This is a genomic window from Mycobacterium sp. RTGN4, assembly GCF_033804635.1.
Taxonomy (GTDB): Bacteria; Actinomycetota; Actinomycetes; order Mycobacteriales; family Mycobacteriaceae; genus Mycobacterium.
In genome coordinates, this window is sequence record NZ_JAPZLB010000005.1 from 23,278 (window position 1) to 41,799 (window position 18,522).

Annotated in this window: 13 protein-coding genes; 7 read left to right on the top strand and 6 right to left on the bottom strand. The window is 66.1% G+C overall.

The window, feature by feature from the left end; translation table 11 throughout:
- The first annotated feature begins 8 nt into the window (after positions 1-8).
- The 7 genes from SLQ30_RS12100 (at position 9) to SLQ30_RS12130 (ending at position 14,427) form a co-directional block, all read left to right on the top strand.
- Entirely contained in the window at positions 9-8,897 is an 8,889-nt protein-coding gene (locus SLQ30_RS12100; RefSeq protein ID WP_319446539.1) for an alpha/beta hydrolase, read from the top strand.
- Between the two features lie 23 nt (positions 8,898-8,920).
- Positions 8,921-9,175 (top strand): ubiD family decarboxylase, encoded by a 255-nt coding sequence (locus SLQ30_RS12105; protein ID WP_319446540.1) that lies wholly within the window; start codon positions 8,921-8,923, stop codon positions 9,173-9,175.
- Entirely contained in the window at positions 9,175-9,405 is a 231-nt protein-coding gene (locus SLQ30_RS12110; protein WP_319446541.1) for a hypothetical protein, read from the top strand. Before SLQ30_RS12105 ends, SLQ30_RS12110 begins: the two co-directional genes overlap by 1 nt.
- A 31-nt stretch (positions 9,406-9,436) precedes the next feature.
- A complete protein-coding gene (locus SLQ30_RS12115; protein ID WP_319446542.1) occupies positions 9,437-10,960 on the top strand; it encodes a hypothetical protein in 1,524 nt (507 codons plus the stop codon).
- A 172-nt stretch (positions 10,961-11,132) separates the two neighbouring features.
- Complete coding sequence (locus SLQ30_RS12120) at positions 11,133-11,456, top strand: hypothetical protein (protein WP_319446543.1); 324 nt, start codon at positions 11,133-11,135, stop codon at positions 11,454-11,456.
- The gene (locus SLQ30_RS12125) at positions 11,453-13,705 is read left to right on the top strand and encodes a hypothetical protein (protein ID WP_319446544.1); all 2,253 of its coding nucleotides are present in this window, start codon (positions 11,453-11,455) and stop codon (positions 13,703-13,705) included. The genes SLQ30_RS12120 and SLQ30_RS12125 overlap by 4 nt, the downstream gene beginning before the upstream one ends.
- Before the next feature lie 32 nt (positions 13,706-13,737).
- On the top strand, positions 13,738-14,427 hold the full coding sequence (locus tag SLQ30_RS12130; protein WP_319446545.1) for a hypothetical protein: 690 nt from the start codon (positions 13,738-13,740) through the stop codon (positions 14,425-14,427).
- 63 nt (positions 14,428-14,490) lie between these two features.
- Here SLQ30_RS12130 and SLQ30_RS12135 read toward each other — a convergent pair whose 3' ends face one another.
- The 6 genes from SLQ30_RS12135 to SLQ30_RS12160 all read right to left on the bottom strand — a co-directional run bounded on the left by SLQ30_RS12135 (position 14,491) and on the right by SLQ30_RS12160 (position 18,475).
- A complete protein-coding gene (locus SLQ30_RS12135; protein ID WP_319446546.1) occupies positions 14,491-14,778 on the bottom strand; it encodes a hypothetical protein in 288 nt (95 codons plus the stop codon).
- 19 nt (positions 14,779-14,797) lie between these two features.
- Complete coding sequence (locus tag SLQ30_RS12140) at positions 14,798-15,067, bottom strand: WXG100 family type VII secretion target (protein ID WP_319446547.1); 270 nt, start codon at positions 15,065-15,067, stop codon at positions 14,798-14,800.
- Positions 15,068-15,138: 71 nt separating this feature from the next.
- Complete coding sequence (locus SLQ30_RS12145; protein WP_319446548.1) at positions 15,139-15,951, bottom strand: ESX secretion-associated protein EspG; 813 nt, start codon at positions 15,949-15,951, stop codon at positions 15,139-15,141.
- Positions 15,948-17,030 (bottom strand): PPE domain-containing protein, encoded by a 1,083-nt coding sequence (locus SLQ30_RS12150; protein ID WP_319446549.1) that lies wholly within the window; start codon positions 17,028-17,030, stop codon positions 15,948-15,950. The genes SLQ30_RS12145 and SLQ30_RS12150 overlap by 4 nt, the downstream gene beginning before the upstream one ends.
- Positions 17,031-17,086: 56 nt before the next feature.
- A complete protein-coding gene (locus SLQ30_RS12155; RefSeq protein WP_319446550.1) occupies positions 17,087-17,383 on the bottom strand; it encodes a PE family protein in 297 nt (98 codons plus the stop codon).
- A gap of 21 nt (positions 17,384-17,404) precedes the next feature.
- Positions 17,405-18,475 (bottom strand): hypothetical protein, encoded by a 1,071-nt coding sequence (locus tag SLQ30_RS12160; RefSeq protein WP_319446551.1) that lies wholly within the window; start codon positions 18,473-18,475, stop codon positions 17,405-17,407.
- Between the last annotated feature and the right edge of the window lie 47 nt (positions 18,476-18,522).

An 18,522-nucleotide genomic window follows, 5' to 3' on the forward strand; every position in this document is an offset into this window, starting at 1 on the left:
CGATTCCCATGGACATTCAGATTCCGCCCGACCTGCAGTGGGTGTCATACCTGGCAGGAGGCGAATGGCCGCAAGGCAGCGAAACCAAGATGTTTCGCATCAGCGAGCACTTCGCCGATGCCGCACGTGAGCTGCAAGACCTGATACCGGACCTGAACAGGGTTCGCAACGAAACCCTGTCGGTACTGTTCGGTGACACCGCCATGGCCGCCCAACATCAGTTCGCCATGCTGTTCGGCGGCGACTACTCGGTCGACAAGCTCGCCCAAGGCGCGGTGGCGCTCGGCGACGGGGCGAACAACTTTGGCTCCGAGGCTCAATACGGCAAGCTGTCGATTATCGCCGGGCTGGCCATGGCAGCAGCCGAGATCGCCTGGTGCCTGGCTAACGAGGTTCCGACGGGGGGCGCCTCGACGGCGGCCATCCCCGCCGTCGAGGCGATGACGAGAATGTCGATCCGCCGGATCGTCTGGGAAATGTTGCGGCGCATCGAGACCAACCTCGGCCAGATGATGACCCGGACGACGATCAAGCACCTCGTCCACGAAGGCATCAAGGAATCCTTCCAGGAACTCGGTCAAGGGCTACTGCAAGAGGGGGTCGTCCAGGGCATCCAAGTCGGGCAGGGAACCGCGAAGTACCGACCAGACCTGTTTCGCCAGAACGCGATCGCCTCCTTCGTCGGCGGAGCCGCTGGCGGTGCAACCGCAGCCCCGGTGGCGCGCGGTCTGGGGCCTGCGCGTAGCCAACTGGGCGCCGCCGTCAAAGGTGTCACCACATTCTTCTCCGCAGGCGTGGCAGGCAATGTCGCGGGCACGGTGTCGGTTGGCGGCGAGTTCGACACGATATCGGTGCTCGCCGGTTCGGCCTCCTCCAGCATCGGCGGAATCAAGGGCGGCGGTGTACACGCCGAGCACGGGGGCCACCAGGGCGCCGATCCGCATGCCGAACCCCCGCCCCCCAGCGCCCCGACGCCGGAGGGTCCGCCGCCGGACCTGTCCCCGGTGGGACCATCGGACGGGTCCCAGGATGGATCCCAGCGCGCCGACTCCACGACCGCGGCGCCCGAACCCCGCGTCGACACGTCGTCGACCAACGGCCACACAACACACGGTAGCGATGGCGCCGGTGTGGCAGGTTCGCCCAGCCCCGCGCCACTGCCCGCTGCCGCACGACATACTAATGATGCAGCGGCCCAGCATGATTCGCCTGCACATCCGCTGGACGACCGCAAGTCGACCGACGACGACGCTGGTGGCTCTGATGCCGCGCCGCCGTCGAAACACACTGAGCACACTGGGGACGCCGTCGACCCGCCCACCCATTCGCCCGACGCCCACCCGGAGTCGGGTGCGCCCGTCACGGACACCACGCCTGCGCCCACCCACAACGTGCACTCGCCCGACGTGCATGCGTCCGCCGAGACCAGCCAGTCGTTCGTCGACCCGCCCGTCGCGTCGCACGCCGACACCGCGCCCGCGGTTGACCCGTCCACCCACGCGGACGCGAGTCCGACCGCGAGCGACGTCGATCCGGCTGTCGCACAAGATCATCCGGCGGCCACACCCGCTACACCGGCCACATCGCTGACATCCGGCTCGCCGGCCACGCACACACCGACACCCGCCGCGGCAGCGCCGCCAACAACACATGTCCAGACCCAGGCTTCCGAGGCGCCGAAACCCACTGTGCGCAACGAGACGTCGTCAGCTCCACCCCCCGCCGCATCCACGTCGAAGGCTTCGGAAACACCTGCCGCGCGCGTCCAGGACAACACCGCGGCACGGGCGCAGGCGACCGCACGGGGCGACGATGTGCAGGCTGCGGTCGCCCGAGTCACCGCGGACGACCGAACCAGCACGCCCCGCGTCGACCAGGCGACCGTTGCCGGGGACGCACCGGTACGGCCGCGCGCGGACTGTGCGGACCGCGTCGCACAGGCGCTGTCGCAACGGTACGGCAGGCGGATTGAGCTCGCGCCGTTCTCGACATCCGAAGGCGCACCAGCCCGAGTACTGTACGAAACCTTCGGCTCCAGAGCAGAATTCGCGAGCTATTCCGAAGTCGGTGCGGTGTTGCGGCAAATGGAGCCGGGGTCGTCGGCGATAGTGACGTCGTCGTGGGCCGGAGGCCCGAGCCGTGGCGGGCATGCCTATCTCGCGGTCAACGAGGGCGGGCACGTCTACTTCGAGGATCCACTCACTGGGACGCGTTCCGGATGGCCACCGCACTGGGGTGAAAGCTCCGTATCCCGTACGGCCGTCGGTTATCTGAATTCCCATGGCGAGGCCGTGCATCCGCTGCGGGAGCGCGCCGGGGAGCTCGCCGCTGCGGGTGTCGTGGGCCATGTCCAAGGCCTTCCCGGCGACGGCGACGCCGCCCACCACGGCGATCACGACCCGGCTCTTGACCATGGGAACCGGTCGTCGGAGCAGTCACCAGATGTCAGCGATACGCGTCACCAACCGCCCGAGGGCACCTTCCATGGGAAGGCTGTCGCCGATGAGGCATTGGCGCACAGAGGGATATCCGCCGACCAACTGGTCAACGATTTCCGCCACCGCGACGAGGCACTGGCGCGGGCACGCGACAACGCCGCCTGGTGGGCGGGGCTCACCGACGTACAGCGCGACGCGCTGATTCACTCGTACCCACGGCAGGTCGGCCTTGCCGAGGGCATATTCACCGACGATCGCGATACGGCGAACCGCCTCAGATTCAAGTACTTTCGCGACAAGGCCGACGAGATTCAGGCCCGGCTGGACAGGGGTGTGCGTCCGGACAAGGAAGAGCTCAAATTCCTGCTGCGGGTCAACAAGATCGATACTGCGCTGCACAACGGCGCGATGGAGGCGGCGCGCGCGGGAGTCGGTGGTCCCAAGTTGCTCTACTTCGATCCGCGCGAGTTCGGCAGGGACGGTCGCGTCATCGTCAGCTTCGGCGAAGACCCGTACAAAGCGGACGTGGTGGCCTGGCTGGTGCCCGGTTTCGGGACCACGATCGACAAGCTGAACAAGAACATGCGTAACGCGTTGCACCTTCTGCAGTCCACATTACGGGAGGAGCCGACGGTGTCGGCGTCGTCGATCACATGGATCGGCTACGACGCGCCCAATGACATGCATGCTGCGCGCGTCATACGGCCCGGCCTGGCGCGCGCCGGAGGTGAGTATCTGTTCAGCGACATCACGGCCTTCAACGCTGCGCGGGACACCTTGGCCGGCGATGGCAGCCACTTCACGGGCAATCACGTCTTCGCCCACTCCTATGGGTCGACCACCGCCAGTTACGCCGGGCAAGGCGAGCGGCTGGCCAACCACGTCCGCACGGTCACATTGTTGGGCTCGCCTGGCGCCGGCCGACTGCATCATGCCGACGACTTCGGCATCGGCGCCGACAATGTCTTCGTCGCGTCGTCGTCGAGGGATCCGGTCACGTCCTTGGGCGGTCGGGTGCCAGGCCATTTCGGTCGGATCATTCAGAACCTTGGGCTCGGACTTGACCCTGCGATGAGTTCCTTTGGCGCTGTGCGTGTCACCGCAGAGTTCCCGGCAGCGCTGAATACCACGGGGACCATCGGAACTCATACTGCCTACCTCGATTACGTTGATCAGGTCACGCATCCCCCGGTGCGCACCGAGTCCCTTGCCAACTTCGGCCGGGTGATCGCCGGGCATTCGTACGACGTTCACACCGATGAGCACCGCACGGTCGACGAGTCCCGACGCCGACCGGGCACCCTTGAGCCTGCCGCCGACCGGCAGCTGCGCCTCGACGGCGACACGGGTCTCCGACACTCGCGAGATCGCCACCTACTGAACCGGCTCAATCCGCGGTGGCGTGGAGGGGATGCACGTGAGGCCGACCGCGTCACCGGAGAGCTCGCGGCGATCGACGAGGACGCCGAGCCGACGTCAGAAATCGACGTGGACACCCCGCCGGGGTTGGACCCCGAAGTTGCCCGAATTGCGAATGAGGCACTGGCCCAACGGGTGCCGCCAGTGGCGGCTGACGGATTGGTCAATCCGCTCGACCGGGCCGTAGTGGCCGAAGCGCGTGCGCGGCACAACGCGGCTTGGTGGTCCGGACTCACCGACGAGCAGCGCCACGCTCTGATCCGGACCCATCCGCGCGAGATCGGCAATGCCGAGGGCGTATACGCCGAGGATCGAGACACGGCGAATCGCAACAGGCTGGACGGGTTCCGCGATCGTGCCGCGCAGGTGCAGGCCAAGCTCGCCGAGGGTGTAAAGCTGACACCCCGAGAGCTCGATTTTCTACTTCGGATGAACAAGCTCGACATTGCGCTCCACAACGCGGCGGTCGCGGCCGATCGGGCAGGCGTTGGGCGCCCGCTGCTGTTGGCGTTCGACCCGCTTGCGTTCGGCGGCGACGGTCGTGCGCTCGTCAGTTTCGGTGAGGACCCGTACAAGGCAGATGCGGTGGCTTGGTACGTCCCGGGTCTGGGGACCACGCTCGACAAGCTCGACTACAGCATGAACTGCGCACTCAATACGTTGCAGTCCTCCCTGCGCGAGGAGCCGACACTGTCGGCGGCGTCGATCGCCTGGATCGGGTATGACGCGCCGAACGACGGACACACCTGGCGGGTCATGGGCAAGGGTCTGGCGCGCAACGGCGGTGAAATCCTGTATAGCGATGTGCGCGCCTTCAACGCGGCACGCGACACGTTCGCCGGCGACGGCACCCACTTCACCGGCAATCACATCTTCGGACATTCCTACGGGTCGACCACGACCAGTTTCGCCGGTCGCGATGGGCGGCTCGCCGGCCACATCAGCACGGTCACACTGGTGGGCTCGCCCGGTGCAGGGCCGCTGCGCCACGCACGTGACTTCGGTATCGACCAGGGCCGTGTCTACGTGGCGTCCTCATCGCGGGATCCGGTCTCGATGGCTGGCGGGCGCACGCCCGGATCGCACGGTCGTGCAGGCATCGGCCTCGGCATGGACCCCATGATGAGATCGTTCGGCGGCACGCGGGTCACCGCCGAGTTCCCGGCGTCGATGGACCGAAAGGACACCACCGCAACACACAACGCCTATTTCGACTACCTCGAAACCGACGGCCCCCGCGAATGGCTGGTAACGCCGCAGGCAGCGGCTCGGACCGAATCGCTGGCCAACTTCGGCCGCATCCTCGCCGACCATACCGAACGGCTGCACCACGAGCCGAACCGCACGATCGACGTACGCCCACGGTGGAAGTTGGGCTGGCGCACGATCGAACCCGCCGGTGACCGACCCCTGCGCCTCGAAGTCGACCCCGGCGGCCAGTTCGCCGGTGACCGCGATGCCCACCACCGCTTCAACCCGCGCTGGCGACAGAGCCACGATTGCGCGCACCTGGTGGCCGACCAACTGTCCGAGATGTACGGCCAGCACATCCATCTCGATGAAGGGTCCTCGCAAAGAGGGGTGAGCGCCCGCGCATTGTTCGACGCCGTCGGATCAAGGTCGCAATTCGCGACGTACGACGACGTCGCCGAAACCCTTCGGCGGCTTGGCGACGGTTCATCGGCACTGATGGCGTCGCGCTGGGCACGAACAGGCGGACGGTACAGCGGCCACGCTTACCTCGCGGTCAACGTCGACGGTGAGATCCACCTCCACGATCCGTTCACGCGCGAGCGCACGGGTTGGCCACCGTACTGGGGCCAGGACGCCGTCGCCCAGACCGCCGTCGGTTACCTCGATGCCGACGGCCGTCCCATTGATCCGGCTGGCAGCGCTCCCGCTGGTCGGAGCGCAGTCGACAAGATCGGTTACGTCCAAGGGCTGCAAGGGGAGTACCACGCGCAGGACCCAACCACCCGCGACGTGGACACCCGTTGGGCGGAGCCACTAGGCACCGTCGTCGACAACCCGTCGGAGGCCCGCGTCAATCAGCTTGCCGAAGACTTGTCCGGCGTGTACGGGCCGCACCGTATCCGGCTGGAGGGCGAGGTGGTCAACGGCGACGTGATGTTGACTGGGCGAATCTTCCACGGCGACACGGAGATCGGCACCATCCAGCGCGTCTTCTACCGTGACGGCGATGGCAATCTCGTCGCCTATCACTCCGGACTGGTCATCTCCGAAGAGTTCGCGCATTTGCGCGGCCAAGGCTTCTCCAAGGCGCTCACCTCGGAGCTGGAGCGTTACTACGTGCACTCCGGTGTTGATCGGATCGAGTTGCACACTCATGACAAAGGTGGCTACTCGTGGGCCCGAAGGGGTTTCACCTGGGATCCGGATCCGCTCGCGTTGCAGAAGTCGCTCGCCGCAATCAAGGTTTCGGCGCACCAGTTGTCAGACCAGGTCGGCCCGGAGGCTCGGGCGGCCCTCGATCGGGTCGTGCGTCAGTTGGATCCCCGGAACCCCCGGTTACCAGAGCCTGTCGATATCGCGAACCTTGCCACTCCCGACGAACCCGCGCTGGGCCGCCGGCTGCTCGACGGCCTGGGTCTGCGCCGCGACGGCAGTGGTTTGGATCTCGTCAGGTACATGCCGCGTGGCCCGGCCGCCGACGCAACGGCGCAGTCGCACAGCGGTTTCGGGGCACGGCTGAAACACATGCTCGGACTGGGTTCCGGCGCGCGGTCCAACCAGGACTGCGCGCACGTGGTGGCCGACGAGTTGTCGACCATGTACGGCCGCGACATCAGTGTCGCGACCGCCCGCTCGCTCATGGGGGTGCCGGCCTGGGCGCTGTTCGAAGCCGTCGGGTCGAATTCCCGGTTCGCGACGTACGACGAGGTGGCCGACAGGCTACGAGAACTGGGCGACGGTTCGTCGGCCGTGCTGGCGTCGCGTTGGGCCGGTAGGCGCTCCGGTGGGCATGCATACCTCGCGGTCAACGACGGTGGCCGGATCCACTTGTATGACCCGAGTACCCGGGAGCGTTCGGGGTGGCCACCGCATTGGGGCCAGGATGCCGTCACCCGCACCGCCGCCGGCTACCTCGACGCCAACGGCAATCCCGTCGACCCCATTGGTTTGGACGTTCCCCTGCGGCTGCATGCCGCCGACTCGATCGGCGATGTCCAAGGCCATCCCAGTGAGCCGGACCCCGCAGTCACCACCGAGCAATACCGCGCCCAGGATCCGGCGACCCGCCAGGTGGACACCCGCCACGCCGAACCGCTCGGCGACGTCGTCGACAACCTCGACGGGCAGCAAGTCCGCAGGCTCGCAGACGATTTGGAAGGTGTCTACGGGCCGTATCGCGTCGAGATGTGGCGGGCGGAACCAAATGAGCGCAGGGGTGAAGTCATCATCGGCGGTTCCATCCTCAATGGTGACGAGGAAGTCGGATTCCTCCAGCGCACGTTCTACCGCGATGCTGCAGGCAATCTCGTCGTTCATGACGACGTAGTCGACATTCCCGACGACCAATTCAGATTCAAGGGGTTCTCCAAAGCGCTCACCGATCAACTGGAGAGCTACTACGCGCGCTGCGGGGTCGATCGCATCGAGATGCGCACCGAGCAGGACGGCGGCCATGCCTGGGCCCGTCGGGGCTTCACCTGGGCTCCCGACCCGGCGCGGCTGCAGGACTCGCTCCGCAGCATCAAGGAATCTGCCCTTCAACTGCGCGAGACGGTAGGCCCAGAGGCCCGGGCGGTCATCGACGAGATGGTGGAGCGACTCGATCCCACGCGCGCCGATCTTCCCGAGCCCATCGACCTCGCGGCGCTGGCTACGCCCGACACACCCGACCTGGGCCGTCGACTGTTGACCGACACGATGTGGCACGGGGTCAAGTACCTAAGCGCGGATGTCGATGCACCGTCGCCAGACGTTCCCCTTCAATTGGGCACCGTCGCGGCGCTGCCCGATCCGGTTGGCGAACTCGGCCTGCCGGACTACCCGTCGGGGTCGCTGTCGGATGTAGAGGCAAGCGCGGTCCACAGCAACGGTGAGCTCCGGTTGCGCGAGCTCAACGAGCAACTCGTTGGCGACGGCGTCGGGACCGAAGACCGCGCGAGAATCCTTGCCGGGCACCGCAACTCGCTTCGCGAATGGGTGCGCGAATTGATGAGCAATCGGGTGACCGCGGAGGTGCTCGCCGCCAACGAAAGCAATCCCACCTTTGACGACCTGGTGGCCCGAAATGAGGAAAGGGGATTGGTCGGGGAAGCGGCTTATCAAGCCATCATCAAATCCGCCACCCACGGCCGCTTCACGCCGGGCACCCTGTCCGATGTCGAAACCACTTCTGTGTACTCCGATTTCGAACTCCGCCTGCGTGAGCTCAACGAACAGCTCGTACGCGACGGCGTGCGCGCCGACGAGCGGGCGAGGCTCCTATCGGAGCTGCGCGGCTCGCTCCGTGCCTGGACGCGCGAGCTGATGAGCAATCGGACTGCGGCGGATTGGCTTGCCGAGAACGAAAGCAGCCCCTCCTTCGAGGAGCTGGTCGCCAGGAACGAGCACAAGGGGCTCACCGGCGACGCGGTCTACGAAGCCATCGTCGACTCGGCTACCCACAGTCACTATGCCGCGGAAACCCTGTCGGACCCCGAGGCGCGCACGGTGTACACCACGTTCGAACTGCGGATGCGGGACGTTCGGGAGCAACTCCAGCGCGACGGCGTCGGCCTCGAAGAGCGAGCGCGGAGCCTGTACGCTCTTCGAGCGTCGATCCGAACCTGGACACGCTCGCTCATGGCCAACCGTGAGACAGCGGAATTCCTGATCGCCCACGAGCCGAATCCAACGTTCGAGGAGCTCGTCGAACGACAGCGCACCAGGGGACGGGTCGGCGACGAGATCTACGAAGCCATCATCGCCAGCGCCACCCGCAGCCGCGCGAGCGTGAACGAGGCGATGGGTGTCGACCCGGAGCACCCACCCGATCTGCCGCCGATGCGCGGTCCGACCGGTAGACAATGACTAGACGAGGGAGTGTGCATCACATGACCGAGAACGAGCGATACACGCCGCTGCGCTACGGCCAGAAGGGCCTGCGCGGAAAGCTCGCGCGGGTGCTCGTCGACGAACCCACCGATGAAATCGATTGGCCCGCTGACCTACCCGCCGGAATCCAAACGGTGGTGATCCTCGACGACGAACCAAACCCCCATCACACGCTGCGGGTGCACCCGCCGGACGATCCGACGCGGATCGCGTTGGTGGTCTTCGATCAGCTGGCGCTCAGCGGAGATCAGTGATGGACCCGCGACGAATCGAGATGAACCGCACGCACAGCCGGGAGTTGGGATCGCTGTTCGCGCAATTCCTCGAGGCACATCCCGACGTCGAATCCGAAGTCAACGGGGTCCAGATGACGTCAGACCAAGAGGCTGCTTGGACTGCTTTCAGCGCGGAGGCCCTCGCCCGGCACCAGGCAGAGCGAGCAGTTCTCGCCGACGCGATCGAAGCCGAACAACGGCAGTCGTAGGGTGATGACGAACGCAGGAGAGGGTAACGCAATGGAAGCGACGCAGGCGATCTCGTTGGTGTCGGATTGGATCCGGTCCCGAGGCCTGGACTACCCCACAGAGGGCCTGGAGGCCGATCGCTTCGACGCCGGGTGGAGTGTCTATGCGCCGGTGGACGTCGACGAAAGCGATCCGATGGCGTTTCTGGACATGCCAGTCGGGCGGTCGGTGTTCCTGGTGGGCGATTCGGGCCGCATCGAGGAGGTGTCGTCGTCGATTCCCCCGCAACAGGCGGTGGCGCAGTTCATGTCCGGCGAGCCAGCCGGAGGCGACAACCGCGGCGAATCCGCCGAAGCGGAGTTCATCGCGGAGTTCGAGCGGCAATTCAACGAGGCCGCATCCGATGGCCCCGCCGCGATCGCCGACTTCACGGTCGTCGGCGCCCCACCGGTGTCCGGTAGCCCCACCGACCGCAGCGACGTGGAGGCCACCGCGGAGGATGCCTCACGACTGATCGAACCGATCGTTCAGCAGTTGGCCCAGCTCGGCCCGACCGGCTGGGAGGAGTTCTCGGCGGAGTTCGCGTTCACCGCCACAGCGCAGATCGCCCAGTTGCGCTTCTGGTCGGCCGACCGGACGGGCCTGGTGCCGGTGCCACAGTCGATCGCCGATCTGATCCGGCGGCAGCGGGAGGCCGCAGCGCGGCTGCCGGCCGGGCCGTGGTGGCGGCTTCTGCTGAGCGTCACCAACAGTGGCGAGACGGCCGTCGACTACGACTACGGCGATCAGCCATTCCCCGAAGACCAACTGTTGGCGCCTGAGCACTACCGCAGCGACCTGGAAGCTTATCCGCGCGAGCACATTCCGGTGTGGCTGGCCGGATACATCGAGGGCCCAGAAGCCCAGGGCAGGCCGCCTCGCGAGGCCTCGGTCTCGTCGGGCGCCGATGCGGCCGCCGGCCGATTGGCCGTTCCCACCGACGAATTGCCCTCCCTTCGCGACGTGTGGGCGCGCTGGACGGTGCTGTCGGCGGCCTACGCCGGTGTCGAATCGCAATGGGGGCCACGCATCTACCCCGGCTACGCATGGTACGAGGGCGACGAGCGCGGCGGGTCAACCCTTTACGTGCTGCCGGGCGACCGTGCGGTGCTGTCCGGAGGGAAGTGGAACTCCGAACTGCTCGACGCCGCCTACAACGGTGGCCAACCACTGCCCGAGCTCTACACCGGGGCGCCCGCCTGGGTCAATGACAGCGTGCTCAATACGCGAAACCGCAACGGATTGTTGTCCTTCTGCTTCTGGTGGGCCAACGGCCAGTGGTATCGCGGTGCCACCGACACGACGGGCGAACTCGACGGCCCGATCCCGGAAGTCCTGACACCGGACGACACCGCGCGGGTGATGACGACGCAAACCGGTCCCGGCACGAAAGACGCGTGCGAGGCGCTACTGACCGCGGCTGTCAACCAGGGCGTGACGCCCGCTGACGTGGAGGCGGTCTTCCGCGACCGGCCCGATGCCGACGTCGACACCGCGAGCAACCAGCTCAGCCTGGCGGGATTGCTCACCACCTGAGCTCCGAAACGGCTGCGGTTCAATGCATTAACACATCAGCCCAGTCGACGTTAAATTAGCCGGCAACCAAATTCTTGGTAAACAAAGCCGTCCGGGATGGCTCGACCGCCCGCCACGCCATAGCGTGTATTGCTATGCGAGCTGGGGGCTTTCGATGACATTGAATGTGGAAATGGATCGCCTTGCTGGCCTCGGGCCGGTGTTGCAGGGGTTGGCCGGTGAGGCCGCGGTGTTGCGGACGGGGCCGTCGGCCGGGCCGTACCTTTCGGTGCCGGGCGGCATGGAACCCGCAGTGCTGGAGGCGTCCAGCATCGCCAACGACCTGGTCGACACGACGTTGGTGGCCGCGGTGAAGGAGCGCCTGTCGGAGACCGGCGAAATCATGGTCAACGTCGCCAACCAGTTCCACAACGGCGACGACGAAGCGCTGGAAGTGGCCATGACCACCTACACCGAGGCCACCGGTGACTGGGTTGTTCCCGAGGTGCCGCGTTGAGTCTCAACCGAACTCAGGTCGAGTCGTGGAACCCCGGCACGCTGACCGACATCGGCAACGCATGGAAGGCGATGGCCTCAGGCGTCGAAGGACTCTTCAATCGATACAAGTCGGCTGTCGCAGACGTCAACGGTGGGCATTGGGAAGGATTGGCTGCGACGGCGGCGCTTAATCGCGCCGAATCCGACCGGCGCGCTGCGGTTCTGGTCGCTGATCACCTCGAACGGGTCGCCCAGATGGCCCTGGACGGCTTTCACGAGGTCGATCCGCCGCTGCAGCGCGCACGCAACGCGATAACGGGTGCAGAGGGTGCGGGTTTCACGGTATCGGAGAATCTGACGGTTTCGTACAGCGGAGACGTCACCCCGGAGCGGGAGACCGCCAGGGCTCAGTGGCAGGTCGCGATCGGCAACGCCGCAAGCGATGCCGAGCGCGCCGACAATCAGGTGCGTACGTTGCTCAACGGTGCGCGCGCCGATCTGCGGGTGACATTCGTGGCGCCCGCCGCGCTGGGGTCGGATCAGGCCCGTAGCGACGCCAGTCAACTGCTGAACGATCCGTCGCATCTGACGCCGGAACAGCTGCAGCGGCTCATCGAAGCGGGCTCGCTCACGCCCGATCAGTTGGTGGACCTGGCGTCCGGGGACATGGTGAACATCCCGGCCTCGCAGATGGAGTACATCAACGGGCTGGCCCGCGCGCTCGATGGCAAGTCGTCCAAAGAGATCGAGGACATGCTCAATCGGCTACCACCCGATGCGCGCAAGGGGGTGGCGAACGCGCTGCAACTGCTGTCGACGACGAGCGTCACCGCCAACGTGCGCGGGGACCGCGAAGTTCCCACCACCGGTAGGGCGGACCTGTTGCCGCACAAGATGTATGAGTCGCTGACCCGCGACGATTTGGTCACCAACGGTTGGGAGACCGTGGGCGGGTGGAGCTACAACACCTGGAATCTCAACGGGGTCGCCGACAACCAAGCCGCGGCCCGCATTGCCGACATGAGCGATACGACGTTCAAGCACGGCACCGGGCTCGACGCTGCGGTGCTCGACACCGCGGGCAAGTATCTGCATGCCCAGAACGCCGCGGATTCCGACGACCTGTTCTTCGTCGACGGGCGGGGCGAGCACGAGGATGCACCGTTGACCGATCAGATGTTCCACGCAGTCGCCGACGACAGGGCGGCGGTTGCGAACGCGGTGTCCGGCCAGCATGGCCAGACGTTGATGGCCGACGTCTTCAACCACGAATGGAGCGACAACGGTAAGGGCATCTCGGAGTTGTTCGACATCAGCGAACAGGATGCGATCGCCGATCCCGGCAACCGCCCGGATACCGCACTGGCCACCCAATCCGGCGACATCGCCGAAAGCGTGGCTCGGTACATGTCGGATCACCACAGTGACTTGCTCCATCTGCCTGGGGACCCCAGTACGTCTGCGGGCGAACGCAATCCGGATCTGATGATCAACGTTGCGGACGATCTGGCCCCGTACTACAGCACGTTCGCCGGCTCGGAGTCGATCCCCAACGTTGGCCATTTCCACACTGCCAACGAGCTCGCAGACATGTACTCGGTGCTGGCCACCAATCCCGATGCGGGAGTGAAGGCCGCCCAGGCCACGTATGCGCAAGAGAATGTGTTGGCCGCCATGTACGGGAAGGGTGAGGGCCCCAGCACGTACGCGCAGGTCGCCGGTCAGATGCAGCACGCACTGGAGAACGGAACGGCCTCAGCCTGGAAGTCGCTCGACCAAGGCGATGTGTACAAGGCGAACTGGGACGCCGCGGTAAACGCCGCCACGTGGGATACCTCGTACAAGGCCGCCGGCGCCATCATCAACTACCTGCCTGGTGGTAGCGAGATGAAGGCGCTCATCGATGTGGCGGGCCCTGCGCTCAAGCCAAGCATCGTGGGCATCGTGGACCCCAGCACGGTGACCGACCCGGGCAATGCCGTACCCAACCAAGCCGCCACCACCATGGTCGACTCCAACATGACGGTGGAGAACATCGCCAACGGGCTCGTCTCGAAGGACCCGTCCCTCGTCAACGATCCGGCCTTCGCGCCGTATCGCGACGTCAATGGCGATGGCGATGCCTACATCAACGTCGAGAACCTGAACGACCAAGCGGCCATTAGGGATCTGCTCTATTCGCGCTATGGCATCAACGTGGACAGCTGGTACACGAATTACTCCCTCGGCATGCAGACCGGGACGATCGCCGTCACCGGACCGCATTGATCGTCCGGCGCGGCATCGTCATGCTCGCTGCGATGACGATCGCCTGCGGCGGTTGCAGTGCCGAACCCGAAACCGCGCAGGCCGTCGGCGACGGGAAGTTCGATCGGTCGCAGTACACGATCGTCTGGAGTGATCCGGCCGGGCTCGGCCTGATGTCACCAGAGGCCACCTTTGTGCGGGGGAGCATCGAATCCCTCGATGCGAGTGCGGTAAACGGCCGCGCCGACGCCGCCGCCCCTGGGTTTTGGGACAGTCTGACCGGGACGGCGAAAGCGCGGGCGCGGGCGTTCTTCGAGATGGGACCAACCCGGACGGAATTCGGCGTCAAACGCTACGAAATTCTCGATCATGCCGACCACGGCAGCTCGGTGACCGTGACGGTGTGTGCCTATGACCAACAGGTCGGGCACCAGCTCGCCACGGACAGCTATGAGTTCGGCAGCGGCGGTCCGTACGGCACGGTCATCACCTTCGACCGGGCGGGTGCCACCGCACCACCCGGACACCTGGCGGGACCCGAGACCTTCACTGAAGAGCCGGTTTTCGGAAGCTGGCGTACCACCGGCTGGCAGACCGGATACTTTGCCGCCGGCGATCCTTGTGCGGGGCGGCCACTGCCCGACGTCGCGCCCGGCTCCTGGCACAGGACGCGAGGGGCCGGTCCATACGTGACGGACCAGCCTCCACACGCACGCAGTTCCCCGGGCTGGCCTACTCGCTGAGCAGACACAAAGGGCCTTCAACACGTCGTGTTGAAGGCCCTTTGTGCCTGTTCGCGTGGCGGCTCAGAATCCGCCGGCGAGGTGCTTGTCGAGCGCCGAAGCGTCTTCCTGCGACTGGTTGCCGCCGGACCGCGTCTGGGTGATCTCGTTGAGCACGTTGTCCATCATCGAAGAGATCTCGATGTGCTTCTGCTGCAACGCACTAGCGGCCTGACCTTCGTATACGCCCGTCAATGCGCTGAAGACCTTGTTCACCTCGTCGCGCAGCGCCTGCGCGTCGTTGGTCCGGCCCTGGATGTCGTCCAGGGAGGCGTAGTTGGATCCGTAGTCGTAGCGAATGGTGCCGTCCATGGTGAAGCCCTTTCGATTGTTAGGGGGTGTCGTGGCTGACGAGTGTTTGGATGTCGCCCTTGCCCTTCTCGGCGACCTGCGTCAATTGGTTGATGACGTAGTTGAAGTCATCGTGATGCTGCGACATGATGCCGCGGAACGTCTGGGCCCGGCCACCCTGCCAGGAACTACCGGTCATGGTTTCGGTGCTGTCCAGAATCTTGCTGGCCAGCGTCCGAAGGTTGTACATCGCCTCGTCTACCTGCTGGACCTTGGTTTGGGCCTCGCTAGGTGTCAGATGGAGCGTCATAGTTTCTCCTCGTATGAGTTGGTAGAGACTTCGCAACAAAGCGCTAATTCGCAACTAAGCGCCACCAGGAACTAGAACTCCTCCCATCTCTCGGTGGAAAGCTCGACGAGCTGGCCGATGGCTTGCTTGATGGCGTGGTCGGAACCCGCCTTGAGCGTCGTCCACAGTTGGCCGCTTGGCGACGCGCTTGGGGCGCCGACGATGCGCCCGCGCTTCGTGTAGAACACGCCAACGGCGATGGGACGGCGCGAAACCCGGCCCTCGGCCCCGTCCAGTGCGTAGTAAACGATCTCCGCAAACGCCTGGCGGGTGGCGAAGGCCGAACCGAGCAGCATCGCGGTGCGTGCGTCGGCGCCGAGCGCTCGGATGCGGTCAGAGGTGAGCGCTGCGTCGTGCGTACCCGACAGCGCGTCGCTGGCAGCATCCAACGGTGCACCGACGGCAACGACGTCCGCGGGAGCCGAGGCCGGCAGCGCACGAAGCAACGCGCGGGAGGCCTGAGCCAGCGTCGGCTGCCCTTCGACGGCCTCGATGACGATCTGGTTGTCCACTCGCACCACGGAGATGCATTGTGCGCCTTGGCGAAGGACTGCTACCCGCGCCGTTCCATCTGGGGTGACGAGGCGCATCGCCAGCTCGCGCTCGGGCCGCTGCAGTGACGTCACCAGCGGCACGAGCTCGGGGCTCACCTCGCCGTCGTAGATCAGTCCTCGTCCGGCCAGCGCGCGGGTGGCATGGTCGACAGCAGCGGCGAGGTCGGTTTCGGTGCCATGTCTGGGGCGCAGACCCAACACGACGGGCAACGCCTGAATGCCCAATCGTGAAGCGATGACCTGCATTTCGTCGTCGGTCAGTAGGAAATGCGGTGAGAGCGTTGCGGTCACAATCTGAGCTCCCGGTCGACTCCGAGCACTGGCGGCGACACCCAGGTGGTGTCCACCTGCTCGAGCGTGCCCTCCGGCGCCTCGGCGAAGCCCTCGGGCTGCGGCTGATCCGGTATCGCGAGTTCGTCGAACACCGCGGTATTGGGCCCCCAGCTGACGCTCGACACCGTGAACGGTGAGTCGTCCTGCTCGGCTGCCGGCAGCCAGGGCTGCCCCGAGTCCGACACTCCCGCACCTTGTTCGCCCGCGCCTTCGAGCGTCGCGTCGGGTTGGCTGGATTCGTAGCCGCTGCGCTGGTCACCGCGGGCCATCGCACCCATCGGGGCATAGGGGGCACCGGACATTCCGCCTGCCGCAGCGCCACCCGCAGCGGCAAACCCCGTCTTCTGCAGGGCCTTTGCCTCTGTGGTCGATTTGACGGCGGTCGCCGTCATCGGCGCCAACGGAACCGCAGGTGCTCCGCCCGCGGCTCCGCCCGCGGACCCGCCGCCGCCTGACTCGCCACCCGTGCTCTGTTCAGCGTTGAGCGCGTTGCCCTTTGACACCTCGGGCGGCAACGGTTGCTCCCATGGCTGCGCGAGCTGCGAAACGGCGTCTTCGTACTGCGTCATCACGGCCGCGGCGTTGGCCTGATCGGCGGTGGCCGCTTCTTCGAACTCGGCGAAGTTACCGCTGAGCACGGCGCCGTTGTAGGCGGCCAGCGATGCCATCATGTCCTGTGTTGTCTTGGCTTCGATGGCCTCGGACACGCTCGGCATTGCCAACACGGCAACGGTGTTGGCGACGGCGGCCTCTTCGGCCCGCTGGCCGTTGGCCGCAGCGTTGAGGCTGACGGCCTGCAGCCATTTGCCGAACTCTTCCAGTCGTTGTACGGCTGCGGTGGAAGCCTGGCTGTCCCACGCGGTCTGTAGGCGAGTCATGAGTTTGTCGAAATCACCTGAGATGGAGGCGAATTCGTTGGCCACCCGAACCCAGGCGGCACCGGATCCGCCAACCGAGCCCGGGCCCGGCCCGTCGGTGAGGTCGCGTGCCAGTTGTTCCGTGCTGCGCGATGCCCACACCACGTCGGTGAAACCCACACTAAGACCTTCCTTCGCCGGTCACCCGAAAGGCTGACCGACGTCTTTGGTGACCGTTAGCCGACGAAGTCCTCGTCGGCGGTCACGATGTGCTGCGAATGGCCGCGCAACGTCGCGGCGACCTGATGGAGCTCGCCGAGCCCCTGGTCGGCTGCGGTGCCGAAGGACGAATGAACTTCGTTGAGAGTGGCGGCAACCCGCTGCGACACCTCGTCGCGCCCGGATGCCGTCACGGTGAGGTTGGCCGCCTCGTCGGTCATCACACGCTGAGCGCGATTGGCGAGTTCGTCGAGTTGACGGCTGACGTCGGCCACCTCGTCGGGCTGAATCGACATACCGGCGCTATCGGCCATTGCGGTTCTCCTTACTGGTAACTAGATCCGGAGTTCGATGTCCGGAGGCTCACTGGGGTCGGCCTCGCCGAGCACGGGCGGCGCCGCCGTGCCGAGATCGCCGACGATCTCGTCGCCCTGATCCGTGGTGTGTAGGAACGCTGCCGCCGTGTGGCTGTTCGACGAGTTGTTCGCGCCCTGACCGGCCATGGGCCCCATCGGCGCGCCGCCGCCCATCATGCCCTGGCTTGACGTTCCCATCGCTGCGCCCGATGGCCGCATGGCCGCCGCCTGAACCGCAGCAGCCGTTTCGGGCTGGACCATTGCCGAGGTGGCGATTGAACGAGGAGCGGATATCCCGCCGCCGCCGCCGATGCCGCCACCACCACCGCCACCGCCAACTCCGGCTCCCACACCCGCATTTGGCGGCCCTGCGACACCCGCAGCCGCTTCGGGGTCGGTCGATGCCTGCTGGGCGGCTTGACCGGCGGCCGACGCCGCGCTGGTACCTGCCTGGATTCCCGCCTGGGCACCCTGGGTGGCCATCGACATCAACGGAGACAACAAACTCGACATCGGTGACGCGGCCGCCATCTGCGGGGCGGCGGTGACGTTCACGGGTGCGCCCGTAGCCGTTACTTGCGCGGCTTGCGTTCCCAATGAAGTCTGCAGCTCCGTCATCGTCTCGGCGGTCATCGCAATGGCCTTGTTCGCCGCAGCGATCGCCGAGGCCCACCCCCACGGGAAGGCGATGTTCGGACCGATCGCGGCCATGGTCGCCTGGAATTCGGCGATGATCTCGACGAGTCGGGCACGCGCTTGCGCGACGTTGGCGGCCGCCATCGCCAGACTGCTCTTCAGCGCATCGGATTGGGCGCCGACGTCCGCGGCGTTGGAGAGCGCGGTAGCAGTCTTCGCCGTTGCGGCGGTGCCGGAGTCGCCCTGCCACGCGTCGGCCACCGAGTCCATCGCCGGCTTCAAGGAGCCCCCGGTGGATTGGAGCGCCTGCGAGATGCCTTGCAGCATCGCCGTCGGGTCGGCTCCTTCGAAGAGGCCGCTGCCCAAGGTGCCAAGCGCATCGGTGACGGGGCTGATCAGCGCGCTGGGGTCCATCGGGCTGCCCTGGGGCGGCGCAGCATCCGGCGGTGTTTCCGGCGTCG

Bases quoted from the DNA above. Each gene is read 5' to 3' on its own strand.
- SLQ30_RS12100 (WP_319446539.1), top strand. From the start codon at position 9: ATGGACATTCAGATTCCGCCCGACCTGCAGTGGGTGTCATACCTGGCA.
- SLQ30_RS12105 (WP_319446540.1), top strand. From the start codon at position 8,921: ATGACCGAGAACGAGCGATACACGCCGCTGCGCTACGGCCAGAAGGGC.
- SLQ30_RS12110 (WP_319446541.1), top strand. From the start codon at position 9,175: ATGGACCCGCGACGAATCGAGATGAACCGCACGCACAGCCGGGAGTTG.
- SLQ30_RS12115 (WP_319446542.1), top strand. From the start codon at position 9,437: ATGGAAGCGACGCAGGCGATCTCGTTGGTGTCGGATTGGATCCGGTCC.
- SLQ30_RS12120 (WP_319446543.1), top strand. From the start codon at position 11,133: ATGGATCGCCTTGCTGGCCTCGGGCCGGTGTTGCAGGGGTTGGCCGGT.
- SLQ30_RS12130 (WP_319446545.1), top strand. From the start codon at position 13,738: ATGACGATCGCCTGCGGCGGTTGCAGTGCCGAACCCGAAACCGCGCAG.
- SLQ30_RS12135 (WP_319446546.1), bottom strand. From the start codon at position 14,778: ATGGACGGCACCATTCGCTACGACTACGGATCCAACTACGCCTCCCTG.
- SLQ30_RS12140 (WP_319446547.1), bottom strand. From the start codon at position 15,067: ATGACGCTCCATCTGACACCTAGCGAGGCCCAAACCAAGGTCCAGCAG.
- SLQ30_RS12155 (WP_319446550.1), bottom strand. From the start codon at position 17,383: ATGGCCGATAGCGCCGGTATGTCGATTCAGCCCGACGAGGTGGCCGAC.
- SLQ30_RS12160 (WP_319446551.1), bottom strand. From the start codon at position 18,475: ATGGACCCCAGCGCGCTGATCAGCCCCGTCACCGATGCGCTTGGCACC.